The organism is Brytella acorum (genome assembly GCF_029309905.1).
In the GTDB taxonomy this organism is placed as follows: Bacteria; Pseudomonadota; Alphaproteobacteria; order Acetobacterales; family Acetobacteraceae; genus Brytella; species Brytella acorum.
Map to the genome: position 1 here is coordinate 94,473 of NZ_JARBJP010000001.1, position 26,035 is coordinate 120,507.

At 61.5% G+C, this 26,035-nt stretch carries 18 protein-coding genes; 15 read left to right on the plus strand and 3 right to left on the minus strand.

The window, feature by feature from the left end:
- Nucleotides 1-5: 5 nt before the first annotated feature.
- Both acnA and PWM43_RS00415 read right to left on the minus strand, forming a co-directional pair.
- The gene (gene acnA / locus PWM43_RS00410) at nt 6-2,696 is read right to left on the minus strand and encodes an aconitate hydratase AcnA (protein WP_289840599.1); all 2,691 of its coding nucleotides are present in this window, start codon (nt 2,694-2,696) and stop codon (nt 6-8) included.
- 37 nt (nt 2,697-2,733) lie between these two features.
- Complete coding sequence (locus PWM43_RS00415; RefSeq protein WP_289840600.1) at nt 2,734-4,047, minus strand: citrate synthase; 1,314 nt, start codon at nt 4,045-4,047, stop codon at nt 2,734-2,736.
- Nucleotides 4,048-4,312: 265 nt separating this feature from the next.
- Here PWM43_RS00415 and PWM43_RS00420 point away from each other — a divergent pair, with 265 nt between their 5' ends.
- From PWM43_RS00420 to glpK, 15 genes are all read left to right on the plus strand, one after another.
- Nucleotides 4,313-7,186: a 2-oxoglutarate dehydrogenase E1 component gene (locus PWM43_RS00420; RefSeq protein ID WP_289840601.1), complete on the plus strand. Its 2,874-nt coding sequence runs from the start codon at nt 4,313-4,315 to the stop codon at nt 7,184-7,186.
- 58 nt (nt 7,187-7,244) lie between these two features.
- Nucleotides 7,245-8,465 carry a 2-oxoglutarate dehydrogenase complex dihydrolipoyllysine-residue succinyltransferase gene (odhB, locus tag PWM43_RS00425; RefSeq protein ID WP_289840602.1) on the plus strand — a complete coding sequence of 407 codons (1,221 nt, stop codon included), beginning with the start codon at nt 7,245-7,247 and terminating at the stop codon, nt 8,463-8,465.
- Between the two features lie 64 nt (nt 8,466-8,529).
- Nucleotides 8,530-10,281 (plus strand): dihydrolipoyl dehydrogenase, encoded by a 1,752-nt coding sequence (gene lpdA / locus PWM43_RS00430; RefSeq protein WP_289840603.1) that lies wholly within the window; start codon nt 8,530-8,532, stop codon nt 10,279-10,281.
- 42 nt (nt 10,282-10,323) lie between these two features.
- Nucleotides 10,324-11,343: an isocitrate/isopropylmalate dehydrogenase family protein gene (locus tag PWM43_RS00435; RefSeq protein ID WP_289840604.1), complete on the plus strand. Its 1,020-nt coding sequence runs from the start codon at nt 10,324-10,326 to the stop codon at nt 11,341-11,343.
- A 268-nt stretch (nt 11,344-11,611) separates the two neighbouring features.
- Complete coding sequence (locus PWM43_RS00440; RefSeq protein WP_289840605.1) at nt 11,612-12,532, plus strand: LysR family transcriptional regulator; 921 nt, start codon at nt 11,612-11,614, stop codon at nt 12,530-12,532.
- 198 nt (nt 12,533-12,730) lie between these two features.
- The gene (gene sdhC, locus PWM43_RS00445) at nt 12,731-13,195 is read left to right on the plus strand and encodes a succinate dehydrogenase, cytochrome b556 subunit (protein WP_289840606.1); all 465 of its coding nucleotides are present in this window, start codon (nt 12,731-12,733) and stop codon (nt 13,193-13,195) included.
- Nucleotides 13,196-13,201: 6 nt separating this feature from the next.
- Nucleotides 13,202-13,615, plus strand: coding sequence for a succinate dehydrogenase, hydrophobic membrane anchor protein (sdhD, locus tag PWM43_RS00450; RefSeq protein ID WP_289840607.1), 414 nt, complete (start codon nt 13,202-13,204; stop codon nt 13,613-13,615).
- Between the two features lie 54 nt (nt 13,616-13,669).
- The gene (gene sdhA / locus PWM43_RS00455; RefSeq protein ID WP_289840608.1) at nt 13,670-15,478 is read left to right on the plus strand and encodes a succinate dehydrogenase flavoprotein subunit; all 1,809 of its coding nucleotides are present in this window, start codon (nt 13,670-13,672) and stop codon (nt 15,476-15,478) included.
- Between the two features lie 73 nt (nt 15,479-15,551).
- Nucleotides 15,552-16,331: a succinate dehydrogenase iron-sulfur subunit gene (locus tag PWM43_RS00460; protein WP_289840609.1), complete on the plus strand. Its 780-nt coding sequence runs from the start codon at nt 15,552-15,554 to the stop codon at nt 16,329-16,331.
- Nucleotides 16,332-16,462: 131 nt separating this feature from the next.
- Entirely contained in the window at nt 16,463-18,115 is a 1,653-nt protein-coding gene (locus tag PWM43_RS00465) for an NAD-dependent malic enzyme (protein ID WP_289840610.1), read from the plus strand.
- 30 nt (nt 18,116-18,145) lie between these two features.
- Nucleotides 18,146-19,549, plus strand: coding sequence for a class II fumarate hydratase (locus PWM43_RS00470; RefSeq protein ID WP_289840611.1), 1,404 nt, complete (start codon nt 18,146-18,148; stop codon nt 19,547-19,549).
- A gap of 57 nt (nt 19,550-19,606) precedes the next feature.
- Entirely contained in the window at nt 19,607-20,386 is a 780-nt protein-coding gene (locus tag PWM43_RS00475; protein ID WP_289840612.1) for a DeoR/GlpR family DNA-binding transcription regulator, read from the plus strand.
- Nucleotides 20,387-20,601: 215 nt separating this feature from the next.
- On the plus strand, nt 20,602-22,173 hold the full coding sequence (gene glpD, locus PWM43_RS00480; RefSeq protein WP_289840613.1) for a glycerol-3-phosphate dehydrogenase: 1,572 nt from the start codon (nt 20,602-20,604) through the stop codon (nt 22,171-22,173).
- Between the two features lie 32 nt (nt 22,174-22,205).
- On the plus strand, nt 22,206-23,087 hold the full coding sequence (locus PWM43_RS00485; RefSeq protein ID WP_289840614.1) for an MIP/aquaporin family protein: 882 nt from the start codon (nt 22,206-22,208) through the stop codon (nt 23,085-23,087).
- 36 nt (nt 23,088-23,123) lie between these two features.
- Entirely contained in the window at nt 23,124-24,629 is a 1,506-nt protein-coding gene (glpK, locus tag PWM43_RS00490; protein WP_289840615.1) for a glycerol kinase GlpK, read from the plus strand.
- A gap of 184 nt (nt 24,630-24,813) precedes the next feature.
- On the opposite strand, the gene zapE is transcribed toward glpK, so the two are convergent.
- Entirely contained in the window at nt 24,814-25,953 is a 1,140-nt protein-coding gene (gene zapE / locus PWM43_RS00495) for a cell division protein ZapE (RefSeq protein ID WP_289840616.1), read from the minus strand.
- Nucleotides 25,954-26,035: the final 82 nt, after the last annotated feature.

Below are 26,035 nucleotides of genomic sequence, written 5' to 3' on the forward strand. Positions count from 1 at the left end.
CCTCCTCAGGCCGCCGTCATCCCACGCAGGACGTAGGGCAGGATGCCGCCATTCTTGTAATAGGCGACTTCGTCGATCGTATCGATGCGGCAGAGCATCTTCACGGTCTCGACGGAGCCGTCGGCGCGCTTGATCGACATCGTCACGTCCATGCGCGGCGAGATGTCGGTCAGGCCGGAAATCGAGATGATCTCGGTTCCGTCCAGCTTGAGGGTCTTGCGGTTCACGCCTTCGGGGAAGGTCAGCGGCAGGACGCCCATCCCGACCAGGTTCGAGCGGTGAATACGCTCGAAGCTCTCGGCGATGACCACCTTGATGCCCAGAAGCTTCGTGCCCTTCGCCGCCCAGTCGCGCGACGAACCCATGCCGTATTCCTTGCCGCCGATCACGACCAGGGGCGTGCCTTCGGACTGATACTGCTCGGCCACGTCATAGATCGCCGCGACTTCGCCGTTCGGCAGGTGCTTGGAGAAGCCGCCTTCCGTGCCCGGAACCATCTCGTTGCGGATGCGGATGTTGGCGAACGTGCCGCGCACCATCACGAGATCGTTGCCACGACGCGAACCGTAGGAGTTGAAGTCCTTCGGCGCGACGCCATGCTCCTCAAGGAAGCGTCCCCCCGGTGAGGACGGCTTGATGGCGCCGGCCGGAGAGATGTGGTCGGTCGTGATGTTGTCCCCGAGAAGCGCCAGGATGCGGGCGTTCTCGATGTCCTTCGTGGGCTCCAGTTCCATCTTCAGCCCTTCGAAATAGGGGGGCTGATGGATGTAGGTGGACTTGTCGGACCAGTCGAAGCGGCGTGTGCCGGTCGCCACGTCGAGTTCCTGCCACTGGCGGGTTCCCTCGGTGATGTGGCTGTAACGCTCGACGAAGCTCTCGCGGGTCAGCGAGGAACCGACGAGGTCCGCGACTTCCTTGTTGGTCGGCCAGATGTCGCGCAGGAAGACGTCCTTGCCGTCCTTGCCCTTACCCAGCGGCTCCTTGGTGATGTCCTTGCGCATCGTGCCGAGGATCGAATAGGCGACCACCAGCGGCGGGCTCGCGAGATAGTTCGCGCGCACGTTCGGCGAGATGCGGCCTTCGAAGTTACGGTTGCCCGACAGGACCGACGTCGCGACGAGATTGTTGTTCTCGATGGCGTCGACGATGTGATCGGGCAGCGGACCGGAGTTGCCGATACAGGTCGTGCAACCGTAGCCCACCGTCTCGAAGCCCAGCGCGTCGAGGTCTTCCGACAGCTTGGCGCGGTCGAGATAGTCCGTGACGACCTGCGAGCCGGGGGCCAGCGAGGTCTTCACCCAGGGCTTCGGCTTGAGGCCGAGCGCACGGGCCTTGCGGGCCACGAGGCCAGCCGCGACCAGAACGGCCGGGTTCGACGTGTTGGTGCAGGACGTGATGGCCGCGATCACCACGTCGCCGTGGGTCAGGGCGTAGTCGGTGCCCGCGACCTTGCCGGTCTTGTGCACGTCTTCCGGCTTCACGCCGAGGCCACCGGTCAGAACCTTCTCGAATTCGGGAGCCGCCGCGGTCAGATCGACGCGATCCTGCGGACGCTTCGGACCGGCGAGAGACGGGACGATCGTGGAGAGGTCGAGGGAGAGGGTCTTCGTGAAGATCGGCTCGGCCGTATGCGACTCGCGGAACATGCCCTGAGCGCGCAGATAGGCTTCGACCAGCTTGATGCGATGTTCGTCGCGTCCCGTCTGGTGCAGATATTCGAGCGTCAGCTTGTCGACGGGGAAGAAGCCGCAGGTCGCGCCGTATTCGGGCGCCATGTTGGCGATCGTCGAACGGTCGGCCACCGGCAGGTGGTCGAGGGCGGGCCCGAAGAACTCGACGAACTTCCCGACGACGCCTTCAGCGCGCAGGATCTGCGTGATGGTCAGCACGAGATCGGTCGCGGTCGCGCCTTCCGGCAGCTTGCCTTCGAGACGCACGCCGATGACATCGGGGATGAGCATCGCGATCGGCTGGCCGAGCATGGCGGCCTCGGCCTCGATGCCGCCCACGCCCCAGCCCAGAACGCCCAGGCCGTTGACCATGGTCGTGTGGCTGTCCGTGCCGAACAGCGTGTCGGGATAGGCGTATTCCTTGCCATTGACCGTGGCGGTCCACACGGCCTGGGCGAGATATTCGAGGTTCACCTGATGGCAGATGCCGGCACCCGGCGGAACCACGCGGAAGTTCTCGAACGCGCTCTGGCCCCAGCGCAGGAACGCGTAGCGCTCGCCGTTGCGCTCGAACTCGATCTCGACGTTCTTCTCCAGGGCATCCGCACGACCGGCGACGTCCACCATGACCGAGTGGTCGATGACGAGATCGACGGGAACCAGCGGATTCACCTTTTCCGGGTCGCCCTTGAGGTTGACGATACCGTCGCGCATGGCGGCGAGATCGACGACCGCGGGAACGCCCGTGAAGTCCTGCATGAGGATGCGCGAGGGCTTGAAGGGAACTTCCTTGGAGGAATGTCCGGCCTTCACCCAGTCCGCGACGGCCTGGGCGTCGACGGTGGTGTAGCTGGAGCCGTCTTCGAAACGCAGCACGTTTTCGAGCAGAACCTTCAGACTGACGGGCAGCCGGGAGATATCGCCCAGGTGCTTGCCGGCTTCAGGCAGCGAGAAATAATGGTACGGCTTGCCGTCCACCTCGAGGACCTTACCGGTCTTCAGTTTGTCATGTCCAACCGATTTCATGAATACCCCCTTTTGGTCTTCCTGAATGCTATTCTGCTTAGCCGCGCTTGCCGACGGGCACGAAATCGCGTTTCGGTGCGCCGGTGTAAATTTGCCGTGGGCGGCTGATGCGCTGGCCCGGCTGCTCGATCATCTCTTTCCACTGCGATACCCAGCCAACCGTGCGGGCGACAGCGAAAAGGACGGTGAACATGCTGGTCGGAATGCCCATCGCCTTGAGAATGATGCCCGAATAGAAATCGACATTCGGGTAGAGCTTGCGCGACACGAAATAGTCATCCTCAAGGGCGATCCGCTCCAGCTCGACAGCCAGTTCGAGCAGCGGCTCATCCTTGATTCCGAGTTCGCCCAGCACTTCCTTGCAGGTCTGCTGCATGATCTTGGCGCGTGGGTCGAAATTCTTGTAGACGCGGTGTCCGAAGCCCATGAGCTTCACACCGTCTTCCTTGTTCTTCACCTTCTGGATGAAGGCGGGAATGTTCTTCACGTCGCCGATCTGGGCGAGCATCTTCAGAACGGCCTCGTTGGCGCCGCCATGGGCGGGTCCCCAGAGGGCCGCGATGCCCGAGGCGATGCAGGCGAACGGATTCGCGCCCGTCGAACCCGCGAGACGCACCGTCGAGGTCGAGGCGTTCTGCTCGTGATCGGCGTGGAGCGTGAGAATGCGGTCCATCGCGCGGGCGAGGATCGGATTGACCTTGTAGGTCGGATCCGACGGCAGCGCGAACAGCATGTAGAGGAAATTCTCCGCGAAGCCGAGATCGTTACGCGGATAGACGAACGGCGATCCTTGCGAGTAGCTGTGCGCCCAGGCGGCGATCGTCGGAATTTTCGCGATCAGACGGATCGCGGAAAGCTCCCGATCTTCCGGCTTCGTGATGTCCAGGCCGTCATGATAGAAAGCGGAAAGCGCTCCCACCGTGCCACAGAGCATCGCCATCGGATGGGCGTCACGGCGGAAGCCGTTGAAGAAGTTACGGATCTGTTCATGAAGCATCGTGTGCTTCCTGAGGTCACCGTTGAACGTCTCAAGCTGTTCCGCATTGGGAAGCTCGCCGTTCAGAAGAAGGTAGGACACTTCCGGAAATGTCGCATTTTCGGAAAGCTGTTCGATCGGGTAACCCCGATAGAGAAGGATGCCTTTGTCACCGTCGATGAAGGTGATCTTGCTTTCACAGGATCCCGTGTCACCGAAGCCCGGATCGTAGGCAACCAGCTCCGTTTCCGCATAAAGTTTGCGGATGTCGATCCCGCCCGGCCCCACCGAGGCTTTGACGTGCGGAAAAGACAGTTCTTTGCCGGAAGGCGTGGAGAGGGTGAAAACGTCGCCCTCTGTGTTGTTGGTACCCATGGCGTGCTGATCTCCAATCTCTGCGTCAGCTGCTGGACGTGACTCCTCTTACGAGCAGACGAGCCTGTGTTCGACATCTTGGGTGAAGCTCTCGCGTTTGTCCCCCTCCGGTCCTGAATAAGATTTATACTCGAAATGTGGCTGTGCTTTCGCGATGGCCGGAGCAAGAGTGTGCCCCAGAAGCAATGCAGACGATATATAGCGCCCGCGACCGGTCCGCCGATCGGGTTCGAGAGGCGCTGCATGCGGGAAGAGGAGAGGATCGATGGGCGTTGATGTGCTTGCCACAGCCCTGAGCGGCGGTAACGCCGCCTTTCTGGCGGATTGTTATAAGCGCTGGTCACTGGACCCCAGGAGTGTCGACCCCAGTTTCGCCAGCCTGTTCGAGGTTCTCGGCGACGAGGAGCGCGCCATTCTGGCCGACACGGCCGGAGCCGAATGGGCGAAGGATGGCTCGGGGATCGAGCTTGGCGTCAAGCCGCTCGAAAAAGATACCGTCAAGCCGGCGAAGGCCGCGATCGGGGGCGACGCCACGGCCGCGGCCGAAGATACACTGCGCGCCATCCTGCTGATTCGCGCTTTTCGCACGCATGGGCATCTTGAAGCGAAACTCGACCCGCTCGGTCTCCAGAACCGTCCCGCCCGTCCGGAACTTGATCCCGCGACATACGGCTTCACCCCCGCAGATCTCAGCCGACCCATCTATATCGGCAAGCTGCTGGCCGATCTGCTCGGTCGCGAGACCGCGACGGTGTCGGAGATCGTCACCGCCCTGCGCAAGGTCTATTGCGGCCCCGCGGGGATCGAGTTCACGCATATCGTCGATACCGCACGGCGCACTTGGATACGCGAGCGCGTGGAAACGGCCGATTGTGACAGCTGGGCCGGGGCCGACGAAAAAAAGACCATCCTCAAATATCTGACGGAAGCCGAGGGCTTCGAGTCCTTCTGCCAGAAGCGCTATGTCGGCATGAAGCGCTTCGGTCTCGAGGGCGGCGAGGTCGCCATCCCCGCGCTTCATGCGATCATCGGGGAAGCGGCGCGGCGCGGCGTGAACGAGGTGGCGATCGGCATGCCGCATCGCGGGCGTCTCAACACGCTGGCCAATATCGTGCGCAAGCCGTTCGTCAACATCTTCAGCGAATTCGGTGGCGTCAGCTTCAAGCCTGACAATGTTCAGGGTTCGGGCGACGTGAAATACCATCTCGGCACATCGACGGATGTCGAGCTGGCCGGGCATGCGGTTCACATCTCGCTCCAGCCCAACCCCTCTCATCTAGAAGCCGTCGATCCGGTGATCGCGGGCAAGGTGCGCGCCCGTCAGGATCTCACGGGAGATGTCGAGGGCCGTCACTCGGTTCTCGGCATTATGCTGCATGGCGACGCGGCCTTCGCGGGTCAGGGCGTCGTTTACGAAACCCTGTCGATGAGTCAGCTCGAAGGCTATCGCACGGGCGGCACCGTTCACGTCATCGTCAACAACCAGATCGGTTTCACGACGAATCCGGTCAACGGCCATTCCGGCATCTACGGAACGGACGTCGCCAAGTCGGTCCAGGCGCCGATTTTCCACGTCGATGGTGACGACCCCGAAGCGGTCGTCTTCTTCGCACGACTGGCTTCGGATTATCGCCAGACCTTTGGCAGCGATGTCGTGCTCGATATCGTCTGCTATCGTCGCTTCGGTCACAACGAGTCCGATGAGCCCGCATTCACCCAGCCGGTGATGTACAAGGCCATTCGCGCCCATGAATCCTGCCGGACGCTCTATGCCGCGAAACTGGCGGCGCAAAACGTGGTGAGCGCCGAAGATTCGGCCGCGGAATGGGACGCTTTTCACGCCTCGCTCGACAAGGCTTTCGACGTCGCGAAAACCTACAAGCCCAACAAGGCGGACTGGTTCGAGCGTAGCTGGTCCGGGCTTCGCGCAATGACGTCCGAGGATCTCGCCAAGGAAGTCGTCACCGGCGTGGATCTGGCGCTGCTGCGGAAAGTCGGCGCGGCCCTTCATACGGTCCCGGCCGATTTCGACCTCAATCCGAAAATCGCACGCCAGCTCGAGGCCAAGAAGGCCATGCTGGACACGGGCGAAGGCTTCGACTGGGCGATGGGCGAGGCCCTGGCCTTCGGCACGTTGATGGAAGGCGGACATCACGTCCGTCTCTCGGGCGAGGACGTCCAGCGCGGCACGTTCAGTCATCGTCATGCCGTCCTGCTGGATCAGACCACGCAGCAGCCCTACACGCCGCTCAATCACATCGCGGACGGCCAGGCGAAGATCGAGATCTACAACTCGCTCCTCTCCGAATTCGCGGTGCTGGGTTACGAATACGGCTACACGATGGCCGATCCGAAATCCCTGGTGCTGTGGGAAGCGCAGTTCGGCGACTTCGCCAATGGCGCTCAGGTCATCGTCGATCAGTTCATCGCTTCGGGCGAGACGAAGTGGCTTCGGACGACCGGGCTCGTGATGTTGCTGCCGCACGGCTACGAAGGGCAGGGGCCAGAGCACTCCTCGGCCCGTCTGGAGCGTTACCTCCAGATGTGCGCCGAAGACAACATGATCATCTGCAACCTGACGACCCCGGCCAACTATTTCCACGCCCTGCGCCGTCAGCTCGTGCGGGACTTCCGCAAGCCGCTGATCAACATGTCTCCAAAATCCCTGCTGCGCGCCAAGCTGGCCGTCAGCACGCTCGACGAGATGGGGCCGGGAACCACGTTCAGGCCCGTGATCGACGAGATCGATCCGATCGAGGCCGCCGGGGTGAAACGTGTCGTGATGTGCTCGGGCAAGGTTTATTACGACCTGCTGACCGCGCGCCGCGAGAAGAAGATCGAGGATGTGGCGATCGTGCGCCTCGAACAGCTCTATCCGTTCCCGGACCAGGCGATCGCGGCGGTGCTCAAGCGCTACCCGAACGCGCAGCTCGTGTGGTGTCAGGAAGAGCCGGAGAATATGGGCGGCTGGCAGTTCGTTGACCGCCGCCTCGAAAAGGTGCTCCGTCAGTCGGGTCGCGCGTCTGAATGGCCGGCCTATGCCGGGCGTCCGGCGGCGGCCAGCCCGGCGACGGGCAGTGCCAAGGATCACGCTGCCCAGCAGTCCGCGCTGGTGCAGGCGGCTCTGACAGTCAACTGATAAATCGTTCGCGAAAAAGCAAGAACACGTCAGACCGAGAATAAGGCGAGGGAGTTAAATGTCCGTCGAGATCAAGGTGCCCACGCTGGGCGAAAGTGTCGTTACGGCGACTGTTGCACGCTGGCTCAAGCAGGTGGGTGACGCCGTGAAGGCCGATGAACCGGTTGTCGAACTCGAAACCGACAAGGTTTCCGTTGAAGTCGGTGCACCGACTGACGGAGTTCTGGAAGACCATAAGGTCGCCGAGGGAACCGAAGTCGCGGTTGGCGCGGTTCTGGCGACGGTTGAGCCCGGCAAGGCCGGAGCGTCCAAACCCGCATCGAAGCCCGCAGCGCCCGCTCCGGCGCCTGTCGCTGCCGCCGCTCCGGCTCCGGCAACGAAGTCCGCGCCCTCAGCCGGAGTGGCTCCGTTCCCCTCGGCATCCAAAATGCTGAAGGAAAACGGCATCCAGGCGGAAGATGTCGGCTCGGGTTCTGGGAAGGATGGTCGCATCACCAAGGGCGACGTCCTTTCGTTCATCGAGACCGGACCGAAGCCGTCGGTCGCCAAGGCCGCGCCGAAGTCGCCGCGCAAGGACGATCCGCGTGAAGAGCGTGTGCGCATGACGCGTCTGCGTTCAACAATCGCGAACCGCCTGAAGGAAGCGCAGAATACGGCCGCGATCCTGACGACCTTCAACGAAGTCGACATGTCGGCCGCGATGAAGATGCGTTCGGAATACAAGGACGCGTTCGAGAAGAAGCATGGCGTAAAGCTCGGCTTCATGTCGATCTTCGCCCGGGCCTGCGTCTCCGCCCTTCAGGAATTCCCGGCTGTCAATGCCGAGATCGACGGACAGGACATCATCTATCGTCCGTTCGTGAACATGGGCATTGCGGTCGGCGGTCCGAACGGTCTGGTCGTGCCGGTGGTGCGCGACATTCAGGATATGGGCTACGCCGAAATCGAGAAGTCCATCAGCGGACTGGGCCGCAAGGCGCGCGACGGTGCTCTCAAGCTCGATGACCTGTCGGGCGGCACGTTCAGCATCACCAATGGCGGCATCTACGGCTCCCTGATGTCCACGCCGATCATCAACCCGCCGCAATCGGCGATCCTGGGCATGCACAACATCGTGCAGCGTCCGGTCGCCGTGGATGGTCAGGTCGTGATCCGGCCGATGATGTATATCGCGCTGTCCTACGATCACCGCATCATCGACGGGAAGGAAGCCGTCAGCTTCCTGGTCCGCGTCAAGGACGCCGTGGAAGACCCGCGTCGCCTCCTGCTGAACATCTGACCTGAATGTCCGAGATGGCTTCGGGCCTGCGAGCCTGAAGCCACATAGGAAAGGGGAAGCCACAGTGGCTGTTGAAATCAAGGTTCCCGCGCTCGGAGAGAGCGTCACCTCCGCGGTCGTGTCGCGCTGGCTCAAGCAGCCGGGCGAGGCGGTCGCCGCCGACGAGGCGGTCGCGGAACTCGAAACGGACAAGGTCAATGTCGGCGTATCCGCGCCGTCGGCCGGCGTTCTCGGTCCGCATCTCGTGCCGGAAGGCGAGGAAGTCCAGATCGGCACCGTCCTGACCACCGTCGGGGAAGGCAAGGGCGCGCCCTCGAAGCCCGCGACGGCCAAGGCCGCCGCTCCTGCTCCGGCAGCTTCGGCATCGACCGCGCCGCCTGCGGCCGAAGCGCCCAAGAGCGCGCCGGTTGCGGCCGATGCTCCGTCGGACACGGATTTCGACGTGATCGTCATTGGCGCCGGTCCGGGCGGCTATGTCTGCGCTATCCGCGCGGCCCAGCTCGGCTTCAAGGTCGCCTGCGTCGAAAAGCGCGAGACGCTGGGCGGCACATGCCTCAACGTGGGCTGCATCCCCTCCAAGGCCCTGTTGCAGAGCACCGAGGACTATCACGGTGCGGCGCATGATTTCGCCCGTGAAGGCATCATCATCGAGGGCATCAAGGTCGATCTGGCCAAGATGCAGGCGAACAAGCAGGGCGTGGTCGACGCCAATACCAAGGGCATCGAGTTCCTCTTCAAGAAGAACGGCGTGACCTGGCTCAAGGGCTTCGGCAAGGTTACGGCGCCCTATACGATCGACGTCGCGGGCAAGAGCTACAAGGCCAAGCACATCATCGTCGCCAGCGGCAGCGAAAGCTCGCCCCTGCCGGGTGTCGAGATCGATGAAAAGGTGATCGTCAGTTCGACGGGCGCGCTTGAACTCCCGGCGATCCCCAAGCGCCTCCTCGTCATCGGCGGCGGCGTGATCGGTCTTGAACTGGGCAGCGTGTGGGGGCGTCTTGGCGCCGCCGTGACGGTCGTCGAGTTCTTCGATCGTATCGCACCGGGCATGGATGGCGAGGTCGCCAAGACCTTCCAGAAGATCCTCGCCAAGCAGGGCTTCAAGTTCAAGCTCAGCCACAAGGTCACCAAGGTCGAGAAAACCGCATCGGGCGTCAATGTGACGATCGAGAAGGTGGATGGCAGCGGCACGGAAGTGATCGAGACCGACATCGTCCTCGTCTGCGTCGGTCGTCGGGCCGTCAGCAAGAGCCTCGGTCTCGAAGAGATCGGCGTGGCGCTTGACGAGCGTGGCCGCGTGAAGGTGGACGAGCATTACGCCACGAACGTCGCGGGCCTCTATGCCATCGGCGACGTGATCGCGGGGCCGATGCTCGCGCACAAGGCGGAGGAAGAAGGCGTGGCCCTGGCCGAGATCCTTGCGGGTCAGGCGGGTCACGTGAATTACGGCGCCATTCCCGGTGTCGTCTATACCTGGCCGGAAGTGGCGGGCGTGGGCAAGACCGAGGAAGACCTCAAGGCCGAGGGCGCGGAGTACAAGGTCGGCAAGTTCCCGTTTACGGCCAATGGTCGCGCGCGGGCGATGGGCTGCACGGATGGCTTTGTGAAAGTCCTCGCGGACAAGAAAACCGACAAGCTGCTCGGCGCCCATATCATCGGCCCCGATGCGGGCACCCTCATCGCGGAACTGACGATGGCGCTCGAATTCGGCGCCAGCGCGGAAGACGTGGCGCGGACCTGTCATGCGCATCCGACGCTGAGCGAGGCGGTGAAGGAAGCCGCTCTCGACGCCGATGGTCGCGCGATTCACATCTGACGGTCGCGTGTCCGTCACTGCATAACGAAGGAGACAAGAACGATGTCCCAGAAAATTCCGGCAACACTGATCCCCGGCGACGGTATCGGCCCCGAAATCAGCGAAGCGGTCGTCCGCATCCTGAAGGAAGTCGAAGCGCCCTTCGAATGGGATCATCAGCTTGCGGGCATGGCCGCGGTAGACGCTAGCGGCGACCCGCTCCCGAAGGCGACGATCGAGAGCATCCGCAAGACGGGTCTCGCGCTCAAGGGGCCGCTGACCACGCCGGTCGGCGGCGGCTTCAAGTCGATCAACGTGACGCTCCGCAAGGAATTCGAACTGTTCGCCAATCTGCGTCCGGCTCGCACCCTGGTCCCCGGCGGGCGCTACGAGGATATCGACCTCGTCCTCTTCCGCGAGAACCTCGAAGGGTATTACGCGGCTCTGGAGCACTACATTCCGGCCGACGGCGATCCGAAGGGCATCGCGATCTCGACGGGCTACAACTCCCGCAAGGAAGCCCGCCGCATCGTCACCTACGCCTTCGAATACGCGGTCAAGAACAACCGCAAGAAGGTCACGATCGTCCACAAGGCGAATATCCTCAAGCTGCTGACGGGTCTGTTCCTCGAGGAAGGACGCGAAGTCGCCAAGCAGTATGAAGGCCGCATCGCCATGGACGAGCGCATCGTCGATGCCTGCGCCATGCAGCTTGTGATGAACCCCTATCAGTTCGACGTCATCGTGACGACGAACCTGTTCGGCGACATCCTGTCCGACCAGATCGCAGGCCTCATCGGCGGCCTGGGCATGGCGCCGGGCGCGAATATCGGCGAGAAGGCCGCGATTTTCGAAGCCGTTCATGGCTCGGCTCCCGACATCGCCGGCAAGGGCGTGGCCAATCCCGTGGCTCTGCTGATGGCAGCGGGTCTCATGCTCCAGCATATCGGTCGCAAGGATCTTGCGGACCGTGTCCAGGCTGGCATTGACGGCGCATTCGGCGCGGGCGTGCGCACGCGCGATCTCGGTGGCCAGGCAGGCACGAAAGACCTGACCGACGCCATCGTGCAGCATCTGCGCTGATTGAATCGTGACCCGGACGCGCCAGATGAACGCCAAATATTCACGTTCCCGTGTCTTTGACGCGCTAGGCGAGTCCGGGTCCGGCTCATATGATCTCTCAACGTTATTTGATCTGCGCTCCATTTGCGGCAAAAAAGGCCAGAAAGCAGGAGATTCGGGTGATCACACGATGTGTGATGATGTTCACGTTTTTGAGCAGTGCCCACATGACACCCTAACAGGCGCTATGAAGGGGTCTCCTTTGAAGACCGGGTTGTCAGCAAGTTCCATGGACCTTCTAAGCGCTATACGCAGTTTTATCAGGGTTGCGGAAACGGGCTCCTTTTCAGTGGTCTCCCGTGAACTGCATGTCAGTCAGCCGACGATTTCCCGGCAGATCCTGCTTCTTGAGAACCATTATGGCGTTCGGCTCTTCAGTCGGACGACGCGCTGCCTCGCATTGACGGATGACGGTCGCACGCTTCTCGAACATGCCCACAACATTCACTCGATGCTGGAAGACGCGCATCTCGCCCTCAGCCAGCGGCAGTCGCGGGTTTACGGGCACATTCGCCTGGCTACGCCGACGGCCTTCGGTCTGTATCTGACGTCGCATCTGGACACGCTTCTGAAGCAGCATCCTGAACTATCGGTCGAACTCGTGGTTTCGGACTGCTTCGGCGACATCGTCAAGGACGGGATCGATCTCGCGATCCGCGTGGGCATGTGTCAGTCGGGCTCGACGATCACGCGCCATCTCGCGGATGTCGACCGTGTTCTGGTCGCATCGCCCGGCTTTCTCGAAACGCATCCGGTTCCGACACATCCGAACGATCTGATCGGCCTTTCGCCGATCGTCTATACATACGGCTCACAGGAGCCGGACTGGACCTTCAGGAAGGGCAATCAGCAGATCTGTCTGCCCATGCACAGTTCGTTTGCGACCAACAACAGCGAAGTCGTTCACCGGGCACTCGTGGAAGGCATGGGAGTCGGGCTCATGCCTGAGTTCTCCGTCAGTCGCGAGTTGAAGTCCGGACGACTGGTTCGGTTGATGCCGGAGTGGACCATTCCGCAGCTGGATCTTCACATTGTTTATCCGGGACCGCAGAATGCGTGCCTGAGACGGCGCACGGTTCTCAATTTCCTTCTTTCACTGGCGCCGGATCTGGCGGGGGAATTGGCTTCCATGGAAACGATGGTTCAGTAATGATGATGGCTTCAAATCGAAATTCGGCATAGTTTAAATAATCACCAGATCGTTTTAAGAATTGATAAAATGTAATAAGACTTTGATACTTATAATGATCTGAATGTGTTAAAGTTAAATGTAATAACCCGATATTGTTCATATTTCCATGTTTGGTATGGAGAATACTGTGAGCAATGATCGTACAGGAAGGCGGCTATGAGCTTGGACGGACGCGAAGCGCTGTATGACGGCAGCAACAGTGACGGTCATTTCCTGAGACGTCCGATGTCTCCGCATCTGGATGTCTATCGGTTTCGTCTGTCGATGGCCCTTTCGATTCTCAACCGCATCAGCGGTGTGGCGTCGGCGGTCGGGTTTGGTCTGGCCGTGACGTGGCTGGGTTCCCTGGCGGCGGGTTCAAAGGAATATGGGCGTGCCCAGCGTGTCGTGAACAATCCGTTGGGCAAGCTGGCTCTTGCGGGCTGGGGCGTCGCGACGGTCTATCATTTCGTTGCCGGTATCCGGCATCTGATCTGGGACGACGGTCATCGTTTCGAGAAGCATCAGATCAACGAAGATGGCCGGATCACGGTTGCGGTGACGGGCGGTTTGTCGGGCGTTCTGTTGGGAGCGGTCTTCGTCCTGTCGCGGTGCCGCCGCAAAGCTCGGGTGCAGGGGTAATTTCTCATGGCTAATCATATCACCGACATGCGCACGCCACTGGCGCGCGCGAAGGGACGGGGCGGTCTGTCCGATGGTGTCGAGCACTGGGAGGCCGAGCGCATCGGCGCGGTGCTTCTGGGGCCGCTCTCACTCTGGGCCGTCGTTCAGATCCTGCGACTGGCAGGGCATGATCGCCAGACCATTCTGGCCTGGGCTGCCAAGCCGCATAACGCGGCACCGCTTGCGGGGATGATCCTGCTCGCCGCGCGTCACATGCAGCTTGGCCTGGAAGTCGTTGCGACGGATTATTCGCGTGGCTGGCGCCGTACGGCGATCAAACTCGGCATCCGTTTCGCATGCCTTCTGATCGCGGCCTATGGCGGGGCATCGATCGTCAAGATTCTCCAGAACCGTCCGCAGGCGGACAGCCGCGGCTGAGATGTAGGCTCCTCCAGAGGGCCGCATCGGAACGTTTAGGGAAAAATCCTCGTCATGACGGATACGGAAACACTTTCGAAGAAGTATCGCATCGTCGATCACGCCTATGACGTGGTCGTTGTCGGTGCGGGCGGCTCCGGCCTGCGTGCGACGCTGGGCATGGGCGCGGCCGGTCTGAAAACAGCCTGTGTCACCAAGGTCTTCCCCACGCGCAGCCACACCGTGGCGGCACAGGGCGGTATTGGCGCCTCTCTGGGCAATATGGCCGAGGATAACTGGCGGTGGCATATGTATGACACCGTCAAGGGGTCCGACTGGCTGGGCGATCAGGACGCCATCGAGTTCATGTGCCGCGAGGCGACGAGCGCCGTTCGCGAGCTCGAACATTTCGGCGTGCCCTTCTCGCGCACCGAGGACGGCAAGATCTATCAGCGCCCGTTTGGCGGCCATATGAGCAATTACGGCAAGGAGCCGGTGCCGCGTGCCTGCGCCGCCGCCGACCGTACCGGCCATGCCATTCTTCATACGCTGTATCAGCAGTGCCTCAAGCATCAGTGCGAATTCTTCGTCGAATACTACGCGCTTGACCTCATCATGGATGAAAAAGGTCATTGTCGCGGCGTGATGGCCTGGTGTCTGGATGACGGCACGATCCATCGTTTCAACGCCAAGATGGTCGTGCTCGCCACGGGTGGCTACGGTCGCGCGTTCCTGAGCTGCACCTCGGCCCATTCCTGCACGGGCGACGGTGGCGGTCTGGCGATGCGGGCGGGCATTCCGACGCAGGACATGGAATTCGTCCAGTTCCACCCGACGGGTATCTATCCGGCCGGTTGCCTGCTGACCGAAGGTTGTCGCGGCGAAGGTGGTTACCTGACGAATTCGGAAGGTGAGCGCTTCATGGAGCGCTATGCGCCCACGGCGAAGGATCTTGCATCGCGTGACGTCGTTTCGCGCGCCATGACCATCGAGATCAACGAAGGTCGCGGATGTGGCCCGAAGAAGGATCATATTCTTCTGCATCTCGAACATCTGGGTCCGGAACTTCTGCACGAGCGTCTGCCGGGTATTCTCGAGACCTCACGCATTTTCGCGGGTGTGGATGTCACGAAAGAGCCCGCGCCTGTCCTGCCGACCGTGCATTACAACATGGGCGGCGTGCCGACGAACATTCATGGTGAGGTCATTCGCCCGACCAAGGACGACCCCAACGCTGTCGTTCCCGGGCTGATGGCCGTAGGCGAGGCCGCCTGCGTGTCGGTTCATGGCGCGAATCGCCTGGGCACGAACTCGCTGCTCGATCTGATCGTTTTCGGTCGTGCCGCCGCGCGGCGCGCCGCCGAGGTCGTGGATCCGAACGCCGAGATCGAAGCGTTGCCCAAGGATGCGGGTGAGAAGACGCTGGCGAATTTTGACCGTCTTCGGAACGCGAACGGCAAATACACGGTTGCCGAGCTGCGCGAGCGTCTCCAGCGCATCATGCAGGCTCACGCGGCGGTGTTCCGCAACACCAAGTCGCTTCAGGAAGGCTGCGACAAGATCCGTGAACTGTGGAAAGAAGTACCGCAGATCGGGGTCAAGGATCGTTCGCTCATCTGGAACAGCGATCTCATGGAAGCGCTCGAATTTGAAAACCTTCTCGCCAATGCCACGGCGACGATCGAGAGCGCCAATGCCCGCCACGAGTCACGCGGTGCTCATGCCCATGATGATTTCCCGGATCGCGACGACAAGGAGTGGATGAAGCACACCGTCTCCTATCTGGATGCGGATGGAACCGTGCATCTCCAGTATCGCCCGGTGCATCTCTACACGCTGACGAAGGACGTCGACGTTTTCCCGCCCAAGAAGCGCGTTTACTGAGTGCGCCCGATGAGAACGAAGCGACTGAACATCAACCGCCAGGTCGAACGACCGGTCATTGGGGAGCGTCATCATGGTTGAACTCCGCCTGCCCGCCAACAGCACGGTTCGCGAGGGCAAGAGATATCCGGCGCCTCAAGGCGCCACCCGGACACGGGAATTCAGAGTCTATCGCTGGTCTCCCGATGAGGAAGAGAACCCGACGGTCGATACCTATGAGCTCGATCTCGAAAAGGTCGGTCCGATGGTTCTCGATGCGCTGCTCTACATCAAGAACCATGTCGATGAGACGCTGACGTTCCGCCGCTCCTGCCGCGAAGGCATCTGCGGGTCGTGCGCGATGAATATCGACGGCGAAAACACGCTGGCCTGTCTCAAGCCGATCGCCAGCATGCAGGGCGCGGTGAAGATCTATCCGTTGCCGCACATGCCGGTCGTCAAGGATCTCGTGCCGAACCTCAATGGCGCCTATGCGCAGATCAACGCGATCCAGCCCTGGCTCAAAGCCGATACGGCGCCGCCGCCGGACGAGGAGCGTCGCCAGAGCATCGAAGAGCGTGAGAAGCTCGACGGCATGTGGGAGTGTATCCTCTGCTTCTGCTGCACGACCTCCTGTCCGTCCTACTGGTGGAACGGCGACAAGTATCTTGGTCCGGCCACGCTTCTCGCCGCCAATCGCTGGATCATGGACAGCCGTGACGATCATTCGGCCGAACGTCTCGCGGCACTCCAGGACCCGATGAGCATGTATGCATGCCGTACGATCATGAACTGCACGCAGACCTGCCCGAAGGGACTCAATCCCGCCAAGGCGATCGGCAACATCAAGAAACTGCAGGTCGATCGGGAGTGATGGGGCGAAGGGTGCGCTGATCCTGGCTTAACACGCTCCAGACAGCGGTATACGATGCCTTGACATCAGTCGGACATCGGAAGCCGGAGTTTGGCGTCAGGCTCATCGCGCCCTTCAAAAGGAGATCCATCATGGAAGAACGCACCATTCTGCTACAGGGCAGGGCTCTGCTCGCAGACTCTCTTCTCAACAAGGGGCTGGCGTTCTCCGAAGCCGAACGTGACGCGTTCGGTCTGCATGGGTATCTGCCGCGCAATATCGACACGCTCGACCGCCAGGTCGATGCGGCCATGGCGTTTCTGGACGGCTTGGCGACTCCTTTTGCGCGACATATCCGCATGCGTGCCATTCAGGACAGCAATGAAACACTGTTCTACGCATTGCTCGAGCGTGATCTCGAGCAATATCTGCCGATCGTCTACACGCCCACGATCGGTGAGGCCTGTCGCAAGTTCTCTGAGATCTGGCATGCTCCACGGGGTCTGTTTCTCTCATGGCCCGAGCGTGACCGGATTGAGGAGATTCTTTCCGACCCGGCGCTGAACGATGTGCGCGTGATCGTTGTGACGGATGGGGAGCGTGTTCTTGGTCTTGGAGACCAGGGTGTCGGCGGCATGGGCATTCCGATCGGAAAGCTCTCGCTTTACACGGCCTGCGCAGGCATCGCGCCTCATCAGACACTCCCGATCACGCTCGATGTCGGCACGAACAATGAAGAACTGCTCGCCAGTTCGAATTATATTGGCTGGAAGCACAAGCGGGTCGAGGGCGCGGAATATGACGCGTTCATAGAGCATTTCGTGCGCGCTGTTGGAAAGCGCTGGCCGAATATTCTTCTGCACTGGGAAGATTTCGCGGCCAAAAACGCGGCGCCCATCCTTGAGCGCTACCGCACGGAAATCTGCGCTTACAACGATGACATTCAGGGTACGGCGGCCGTAACCGCCGGTACGATCCTGGCGGCCAATATCCTGAGCGGGGCAAAGATCAGCGACCACGTCATCGTCCTGCTGGGCGGTGGCTCGGCTGGGGTCGGCATCGCCGATCTGCTCCTGGCCATGATGATCGCGGAAGGCACCGCCGAGCCGGAGGCACGGTCGCGCTTCTATATGATCGACAAGGACGGCCTGCTGGAACAGAACAACCCCGCACTCAGCACGGGTCAGCGTCGTTTTGCGCGCGAGGACTGGAAAGGCAGCAGGGGAGCCGATCTGGCGGAGGTCGTCCGCACGGTTCACCCGACCGTCCTCGTAGGTGCCTGTGGCGTCGGCGGCATGTTCACCGAAGAAATCGTTCGGGATATGGCGGCCCATTGCGAGCGGCCGATTGTTCTTCCCCTGTCCAACCCGACTTCGCATGCGGAAGCGACGCCGCGCGATCTCGTGGCATGGACGGACGGGCGTGTTCTCGTGAGCACAGGCAGCCCGTTCCCACCAGTCAAGCATGACGGTCGTACACGTCGTGTGGACATGACCAACAACTCCTACATCTTCCCCGGTGTCGGTCTGGGCGTTCTCGCCTGTGGCGCGACGCGCATCACCGACGGGATGATCATCGCGGCGGCGAAGGGTCTTGCGGAGGTCTCTCCGGCCAATAACGACCCTGACGGCAATCTGCTGCCGCCGCTTACGGACATGCGCGAAGTCGCGATCGCCGTCGCCGAGGCGACCGCGCGACAGGCGCGTGCGGAAGGCGTTTGCGAAGCGTTCGAGGATGGCGACCTGCGTCGTCTCATCGATCGCTTCGTCTGGACGCCGCAATATCAGGTCTACAGGAAGGGGTGAGGCTTCGTCGCCCGCCCGGAGGAAAGCAACATGACGGAAATGCGTACCGAAACCGACGGGATGGGCGAAATCCAGGTGCCGGCTGACAAGCTCTGGGGGGCTCAGACGGAGCGTTCGCTGCATTATTTCAGCATCGGCAAGGAACTGATGCCGCGCGAGATGATCGAGTCCATGACGATGATCAAGCGTGCGTCGGCGGAAGCCAATTTTCAGAGCGGGCGTCTGGGCGAGGTCCAGTACAAGCTCATCCTGCAGGCTGCGGACGAAATTCTCGCCGGTCAGCATGCGGACATGTTCCCCCTGCATGTGTGGATGACGGGTTCGGGCACGCAGTTCAACATGAACGTCAACGAAGTGATCGCGAACCGGGCGTCGCAGATCGCGGGTGAGCCGCTTGGCAGCAAGAAGCCGGTGCACCCGAACGATCATGTGAACATGTCGCAGTCTTCGAACGACGCCTTCCCGACAGGCATGTATATCGCGGCCGCCCTGAGCGCCGAACGCTTCGCGCTGCCCGCCCTGCGCAGGCTCGCGGCGGCTCTGGATGCCAAGGCGGAAGAGTGGAAGGACATCGTCAAGATCGGCCGCACGCACATGCAGGATGCGACGCCGATGACGCTCGGTCAGGAATTCCACGGCTATGCCGGGCTGATCCACGAGAACGTCGCGCGTCTCGAAGCCGCCCGCGACGGGCTGTATCCGCTGGCGCTCGGCGGCACCGCCATCGGCACCGGCATCAATGCCGACGCGCATTTCGCGACACGCGCGGCCGCGGAAATCGCCCGCCTGACCAAGTTGCCTTTCGTGAGCGGGACCAATAAATTCGCCCTGCAGGGCAGCCACGACGCGCTGGTGCACCTGTCGGGTGCCCTGCGAACGGTGGCCAACGCGCTCTACAAGATCGCCAATGACATCCGTCTTCTGGGATGTGGTCCACGCGCCGGTCTCGCCGAACTGCACCTGCCGGAAAACGAGCCGGGTTCGTCCATCATGCCGGGCAAGGTCAATCCCACCCAGGCCGAAGCCCTGTCCATGCTGGCGATCCAGATCATGGCCAACGACGTTGCGGTCGGCTTCGGGGGCGCCAGCGGGATTTTGGAGATGAACGTCTACAAGCCGCTCATGATCCACAACATCACCCAGAGCCTCACGCTCATTCATGACGGCTGCGATAATTTCCGCAAATTCATGCTCGAAGGCGCAAAGCCCAACCTCAAGCGCATCGAGCGTTACGTGGCTGAGTCCGTGATGCTGGTTACTGCTCTGGCGCCGAAGATCGGCTATGATCTGGCGTCGAAGGTCGCGCATTACGCGATGGACCATGACACGACGCTGCGTGAGGCCGCGCTCAAGCTGAATGCGATTTCCGGCGAGGATTTCGACAAATTCGTCGATCCCCGCACGATGATCAGCCCCAATATCAAGGCGCGTTGATCAGCCAACCCTCAGCGGGAGATTGATTTCTCTCCCGCTGACCGTCATCACTGGCGGATGTCCGCACTTCCGCCCCCCGCGACGCCGCGCCATCGCCAGATTCTCGCGCATCTTCAGGAACGCGGATACGCTTCCAACGAAGACATGGCGCAGCAGATCGGCGTCGCGGTCCAGACCATCCGTCGCGACGTCAACCAGCTTGCGGATCAGGGTTATCTGGCGCGCCATCATGGCGGAGCGAGCCTGCCGTCATCGGTCGAAAATATCGCCTATACGGAGCGCCAGGTTCTCAACCAGCATGCCAAGGATGCGATCGGGCAGGTCGCGGCCTCGCTGATTCCCGATCGTTCGACCCTCTTCATCAACATTGGCACCACGACCGAATCCTTCGCGCGCGCGCTGACCGGTCGGCGGGAGTTGCGTGTGGTGACCAACAATCTCCATGTCGCCGCCATCGTTTCAGGACGCACGGATTTCAGGACCATCATCGCGGGCGGTTTCGTGAGGCCGCATGACGGAGGCATCGTCGGGGCGAGTACGATCGAGTCTCTTGAGACCTATCGCGCCGATTTCGGCATCATCGGCATCAGCGGCATCGACGAGGACGGCACGCTGCTTGATTTCGACATGGATGAAGTCATGTGCGCGCGGACGATCATCCGCAATTCGCGTCGTGTCATTCTTCTGTCCGACAATACGAAATTCGCCCGTCATCCCATGGGACGGGTCGGCGACCTGTCCGACATCGACGATTTCGTCACGGACCGGATGCCGCCGCCTGCATTCCTGGCGCGGATGAAGGCTGAAAACGTGGCTCTGCATATCGCGAATCCCTGAAAAACCGGGGTGACGGCGCGCGCTTCTGCGCGTTTTCATTCGCGCGCCTTCGCTCTTCACATATAACCGTCACATCACCACGGGTTGATGCTGTTTATGTGTTTCTATTAAAACATATCCATGTTATGTTGCGCGCATTGGTTCGGTCCTGCTCGCTTTGGGCCGCAATTTTCGTCATGATGTTCGTATGCGAACAACAATGACGGGAGAGTCTTATGTCGTCGATGAATGAAGCCGCCTCTGCCAATCTCCGCTCCGTGCCTTACGATCTGCTGGTCGTGGGCGGCGGGGTGAATGGTTGCGGCATCGCACGTGATGCCGCCGGTCGCGGCGCGCGGGTCCTGCTGGTCGAGCAGGATGACCTGGCAAGTCACACCTCGTCAGCCAGTACAAAGCTGATCCATGGCGGGCTGCGCTATCTGGAATATTACGAGTTCCGCCTTGTGCGAGAGGCGCTGATCGAGCGTGAGCGTCTGTTGTCCATTGCGCCGCACATCATCTGGCCGATGCGTTTCGTGCTGCCGCATTCGAAAATGCTGCGGCCCGCATGGTTGCTGCGTGCCGGGCTGTTCCTTTACGACCACCTCTGCCCCCGCATGTCGCTGCCGAAGACGAACAAGGTCAATCTGCGCAGCAACCGTGTAGGCGAGCCTCTGCGTGACGAATACCGTCTTGGCTTCGTTTACTCGGATGGCTGGGTGCAGGACAGTCGGCTGGTGGTGCTCAACGCCATGGATGCCAGCGCCCACGGGGCGGAGATCCTCACCCGGACGCGCCTGACCGCCGCCAAACGCGGGGCCGAAGGATGGGACGCCACCCTCACCGATACCGTCACCGGAGAGACGCGGCAGGTCCGGGCGCGGGCGATCGTCAACGCGGCGGGACCCTGGGTCGCGGAACTGCTCAAGGACAAGGTGCATGTAGAGAGCCGCAACAGCGTGCGTCTCGTCAAGGGCAGCCATATCGTCGTGCCGCGCGTGTTTGACGGTGCGCAGTCCTACATCTTCCAGAACCCTGACAAGCGCATCGTTTTCGCAATTCCTTACGAAACCGATTTCACGCTGATCGGCACGACGGACGTGCCCTGGGAGCAGGATCCCTCTCACGTGGAGATTGCGCCCGACGAGGTGAAATATCTCTGCGAGAGCGTGAACCGCTATTTCAAGAAGACGATTTCGCCCGATGACGTCGTCTGGAGCTACGCCGGCGTGCGCCCGCTCTATGACGACAATTCGGGCAGCGCTTCGGCGGTCACGCGTGACTACGTGCTCGACGTCGATTCCGCCGCCGCGCCGATCCTGTCGGTGTTCGGCGGCAAGATCACGACGTTTCGCAAGCTTGCCGAGCACGCGATCGAAAGGCTGGCACCGTTCCTCCCCGTGCTCAAGGGCCCGGAATGGACGGCGAGCCGCCCGTTGCCGGGCGGAGATTTCGAGCGCAGCCAGTTCCGCTCGCTCGTCGAGAAGCTCAAGGTGCAGGGACCTTGGCTCGACACCTATACGGCCTGGCGTCTCGTGCGCAATTACGGCACGCGGGCTTTTGAAATCGTCAAGGCGGACGAGGCCCGGATGGGGCAGCGTTTCGGCGAGACGCTGACGCAGGCAGAAGTCGATTATCTGATCGATCATGAATGGGCTCGGAGTGCCGAGGACATTCTCTGGCGGCGTTCGAAAATTGGTCTGCGCGTCGGCACGGACGTGGCGGCCAGTCTTCAGAGCTACATAGATCAACGCAAAACTTCAGCGCATCCCGCGCCAGTGGAGAAGGAGCGCGAAAGCGCTTCCTGATCCACGTTTCTTCAAAGCCGGATAACACGGTCATGTCGGACAACAAGCGTTTCATAGGCGAACTGATCGCCGAATTCTTCGCCGTTCTCATCATCATTGCTTTCGGCGACAGCGTCGCCGCGATGATCTCCCTGTACGATCCCAATCCGTATGTGAACGCCTATTGGGGCGTCGCCATCGTCTGGGGACTTGGGGTGACGATCGCGATCTATGCGACCGGCGCCGTCAGCGGAACGCATGCCAATCCGGCGGTGACACTCGCTCTGGCTCTCTATCGAGGTTTTCCGTGGAAGAAAGTCGCACCCTACATGGTGGCGCAGGTCATCGGCGGTATCGCGGGTGCGGCCCTCGTCTATCTCAATTTTTCGCCCGTCATCGACCATTATAACGGGCTGCATCATCTGTCGCGCGCCGTCGATGGCGGGGCCGCGGGTGTATTTTTCACCCATCCGGGCCTGGCCGTGACGCCGATGCACTCCTTCGTGGTCGAAATCGTTCTGACCGGATTGCTCGTATTCGGGATTTTCGCGATCACCTGCCAGTACAACACCATGGCGCCGCAGGCGAATTCCAGCGCGCTGATGGTTGGTCTTCTCGTCGCAACCATCGGTGCGTCCTCGGGCCTGCTCGATGGCTGGGCCATCAACCCCGCGCGTGATTTCGGTCCCCGGACGTTCGCCTATTTCGCGGGCTGGGGCACGGCGGCATTTCCGGCGCCGGGCAATTACTGGTGGGTGCCGGTCGTCGGTCCGACCATCGGCGGCATTATCGGTGGCGGTCTGTATCAGTTCCTTCTGCGCCCCTTCATGCCGAATTACAGCCGTCTCACGATAGATGGCGAAGCGCTTGAAGCCGGATCGGACCCGATCCTCGTTGTTGACGATCAGGCGCCTTCCGTTCGCACGGCGCGCTGAATTTTTTCTCTCCTTCCGATATGGAGATCGGTTCAAATGGCTAGCAAAGACTGCATCCTGGCAATTGACCAGGGAACAACTTCCACCCGCGCGATCGTGTTCGATCGTAGCGCGACGGCGCTCTCGCTGGCGCGCCGTGAATTTCCCCAGCATTACCCGCAGCCGGGCTGGGTCGAGCACGATGTCGAGGACATCTGGAGCGACGTCGTCCTCACGTCCCGCGAGGCCATTGCCAAAGCGGGCGGTGTCGAGCGGATCGCGGGGATCGGAATCACCAACCAGCGCGAAACGGTCGTGATCTGGGAACGCAAGACCGGCAAGCCGATCCACCGCGCCATCGTCTGGCAGGATCGCCGCACCAGCGCGCTCTGCGTCAAGCTGCGCAAGGAAGGCAAGGAAGAAGACATGCGGGCGCGGACCGGCCTGCTGCTCGACCCCTATTTCTCGGCCAGCAAGATCGCCTGGATTCTCGATCACGTCGAAGGGGCTCGCGAACGCGCGGAAAAAGGCGAACTCGCCTGCGGAACGATCGACTGTTTCCTGCTGTCGCGCCTGACTGACGGGAAAGTGCACCGCACGGACATCACCAATGCGTGCCGTACGGCCCTGTTCAATATCCACACCCAGCAGTGGGACGACGAACTGCTTTCGCTGTTCAACGTGCCGCGTGCGTTGCTGCCTGAAGTCTGTGACAATAGCGGCCATCTCGGCGAGACCGACCCGGCCGTATTCGGGCGTTCGATCGTCATCGGCGGTATGGCGGGCGACCAGCACGCCGCTCTCGTCGGGCAGGCGTGCTTCAAGAAGGGCATGGTGAAGTCCACTTACGGCACGGGCTGCTTCATGCTGACCAACACGGGCGAAAAAGCGGTTGCTTCGACCAATCGTCTGCTGACGACCATCGCTTTTCGTATCGACGGCAAGACGACCTATGCGCTTGAAGGCTCCATTTTCGTCGCGGGCGCGGCCATCAAATGGCTGCGCGACGGGCTGCATCTCATCACCCATGCGTCGCAGACGGACGACATGGCGACGCGCGTCGATGACAGTCATGGCGTCTACATGGTCCCGGGCTTTGTTGGACTCGGCGCGCCGCACTGGGATCCTGATGCGCGCGGCCTGATCTGCGGGCTGACACTGGGTTCCACCCAGGCTCACATCGCGCGCGCTGCGCTCGAGGCCGTGGCGTTCCAGACCTACGATCTGCTCCGGGCCATGATCGACGATGGCGCGGCCGAGGCCAGCGCCCTGCGCATTGATGGTGGTATGGCCGCCAATGACTGGTTCAGCCAGTTTCTCGCCAACATGTTGCAGGTTCCCGTGCAGCGTCCCAAGGATCTCGAAACGACGGCGCTGGGTGCGGCTTTTCTGGCCGGACTGGCGACGGGCGTGTGGAGTTCGACGGATGAGGTTGCGGCGACCTGGCAGGAAGATAGTGTCTTCGAGCCTCGCATCGACAGCGATCTTCGCAAGAAATTGCTGGCGGGTTGGCACGACGCCGTCCGTCGCACCCTGAGCACCTACGGGCAGGACGCGGCCTGACGTCTGAGACGTTGAGGGAACGCGCCTCGGGTTATGGTCCGGGCTGAATGATCCGGATCGGGTTTTCAGGAACTTCGGTTTTTGAAAACCCGATCCGGAAGAAGCTGTCAGGACGGCGGTTTTTTCACCAACTTTATCCGAAAAACGCGCGGCCGCCCTGTTTGCCCCGCAGTCCGACCGCCGCTCAGGCCGCGGCGGCGAGCCAGGTGCGTGAGCGCATTTCTTCCAGACGGGAGGCCGTTCGCTCAAAAATCTGGGCGTTCTCGCCGGATCTGTAAAGCTGTTCGGGCATACATGCGGCCGACGCGAACAAAACCGTGTGCTGTTCGTAAAACACGTCAATCAAGGTGATGAAACGCCGCGCCTTGTCGAAGCTGTCCGGGTCCATCAGCGGGATATCATCGATGATGACGACGGGAAATTTCGCTCCCAGCGCCAGATAATCCGCAGGCCCCAGAGCCCGGTCGCACAGATCGTCGAAATCGAACCGTGCGATCCGGCCCGCTGCCAGCGGGATCGGCACGTGACGCGAACCCACCGCCAGTTCCGTCGGTTCAGCCGGTCCGGTTGCATATTCCGCAAAAACCGCGTCAAGACGTTTGCGCGCGGCGTCATCCGCCGGGACGATCCATGCCGTATCGTCCTCGTCCCGCCCGCGGCGGTAATCGCGGGCGGCCTGGAGATGGACTACGCGCATATGGCTTGCGAAGGTGCGGATGAACGGCAGCATGACCGTCCGGCCCACGTTACCCGCCAGCAGATCCTCCGGCGCGGTGTTGGAGGTGGCCACAAAAACCGTCCCCATCGAGATGAGAGCATTGAGCAGGCGCAGGATGACCACCGCGTCCGACATGTCATGCATCTGGAATTCGTCGAAGCAGATCAGGGTGTATTTCTTCGAGAGATCCTTGGCGAGCGCCGTGACCGGATCGTCTTCGAGTTTCGGCAGTTTCTGAAGCGCGAACAGCGCCTTATGCGCTTCCTGCATGAAAGCGTGGAAATGAATGCGCTGTTTTTTCTCGACGGGCACCAGCTGGCAGAACATGTCCATAAGCATGGATTTGCCCCGCCCGACGTCGCCGACGAGATAGACGCCTTCGATCGGGTCCGGCTTCGTTTTCGTCAGGCGTGACCAGAAGCCCTTGGCCAGACTGGCGTTTTCTTTTTCGCGCGCGGCCAGCCGTTCAGCAAGGCGATCAAGCACGCGCGTCGCCTTTTCCTGAGCTTCGTCGCGCTGGATGAGGCCTTTCGATACACCGAGGGCATAGGCCTGCGACAACGTGGCGTTGGCCGGCATCCAGGCGAGTGCCGGGTTGGACGACATGGGGGAGTCCTTATTTCTTCCGTAACCGCTGCCCTGCTGATCGCGTGACCCGGCGGAGACACCGGGAACGGGCGGGAGAACC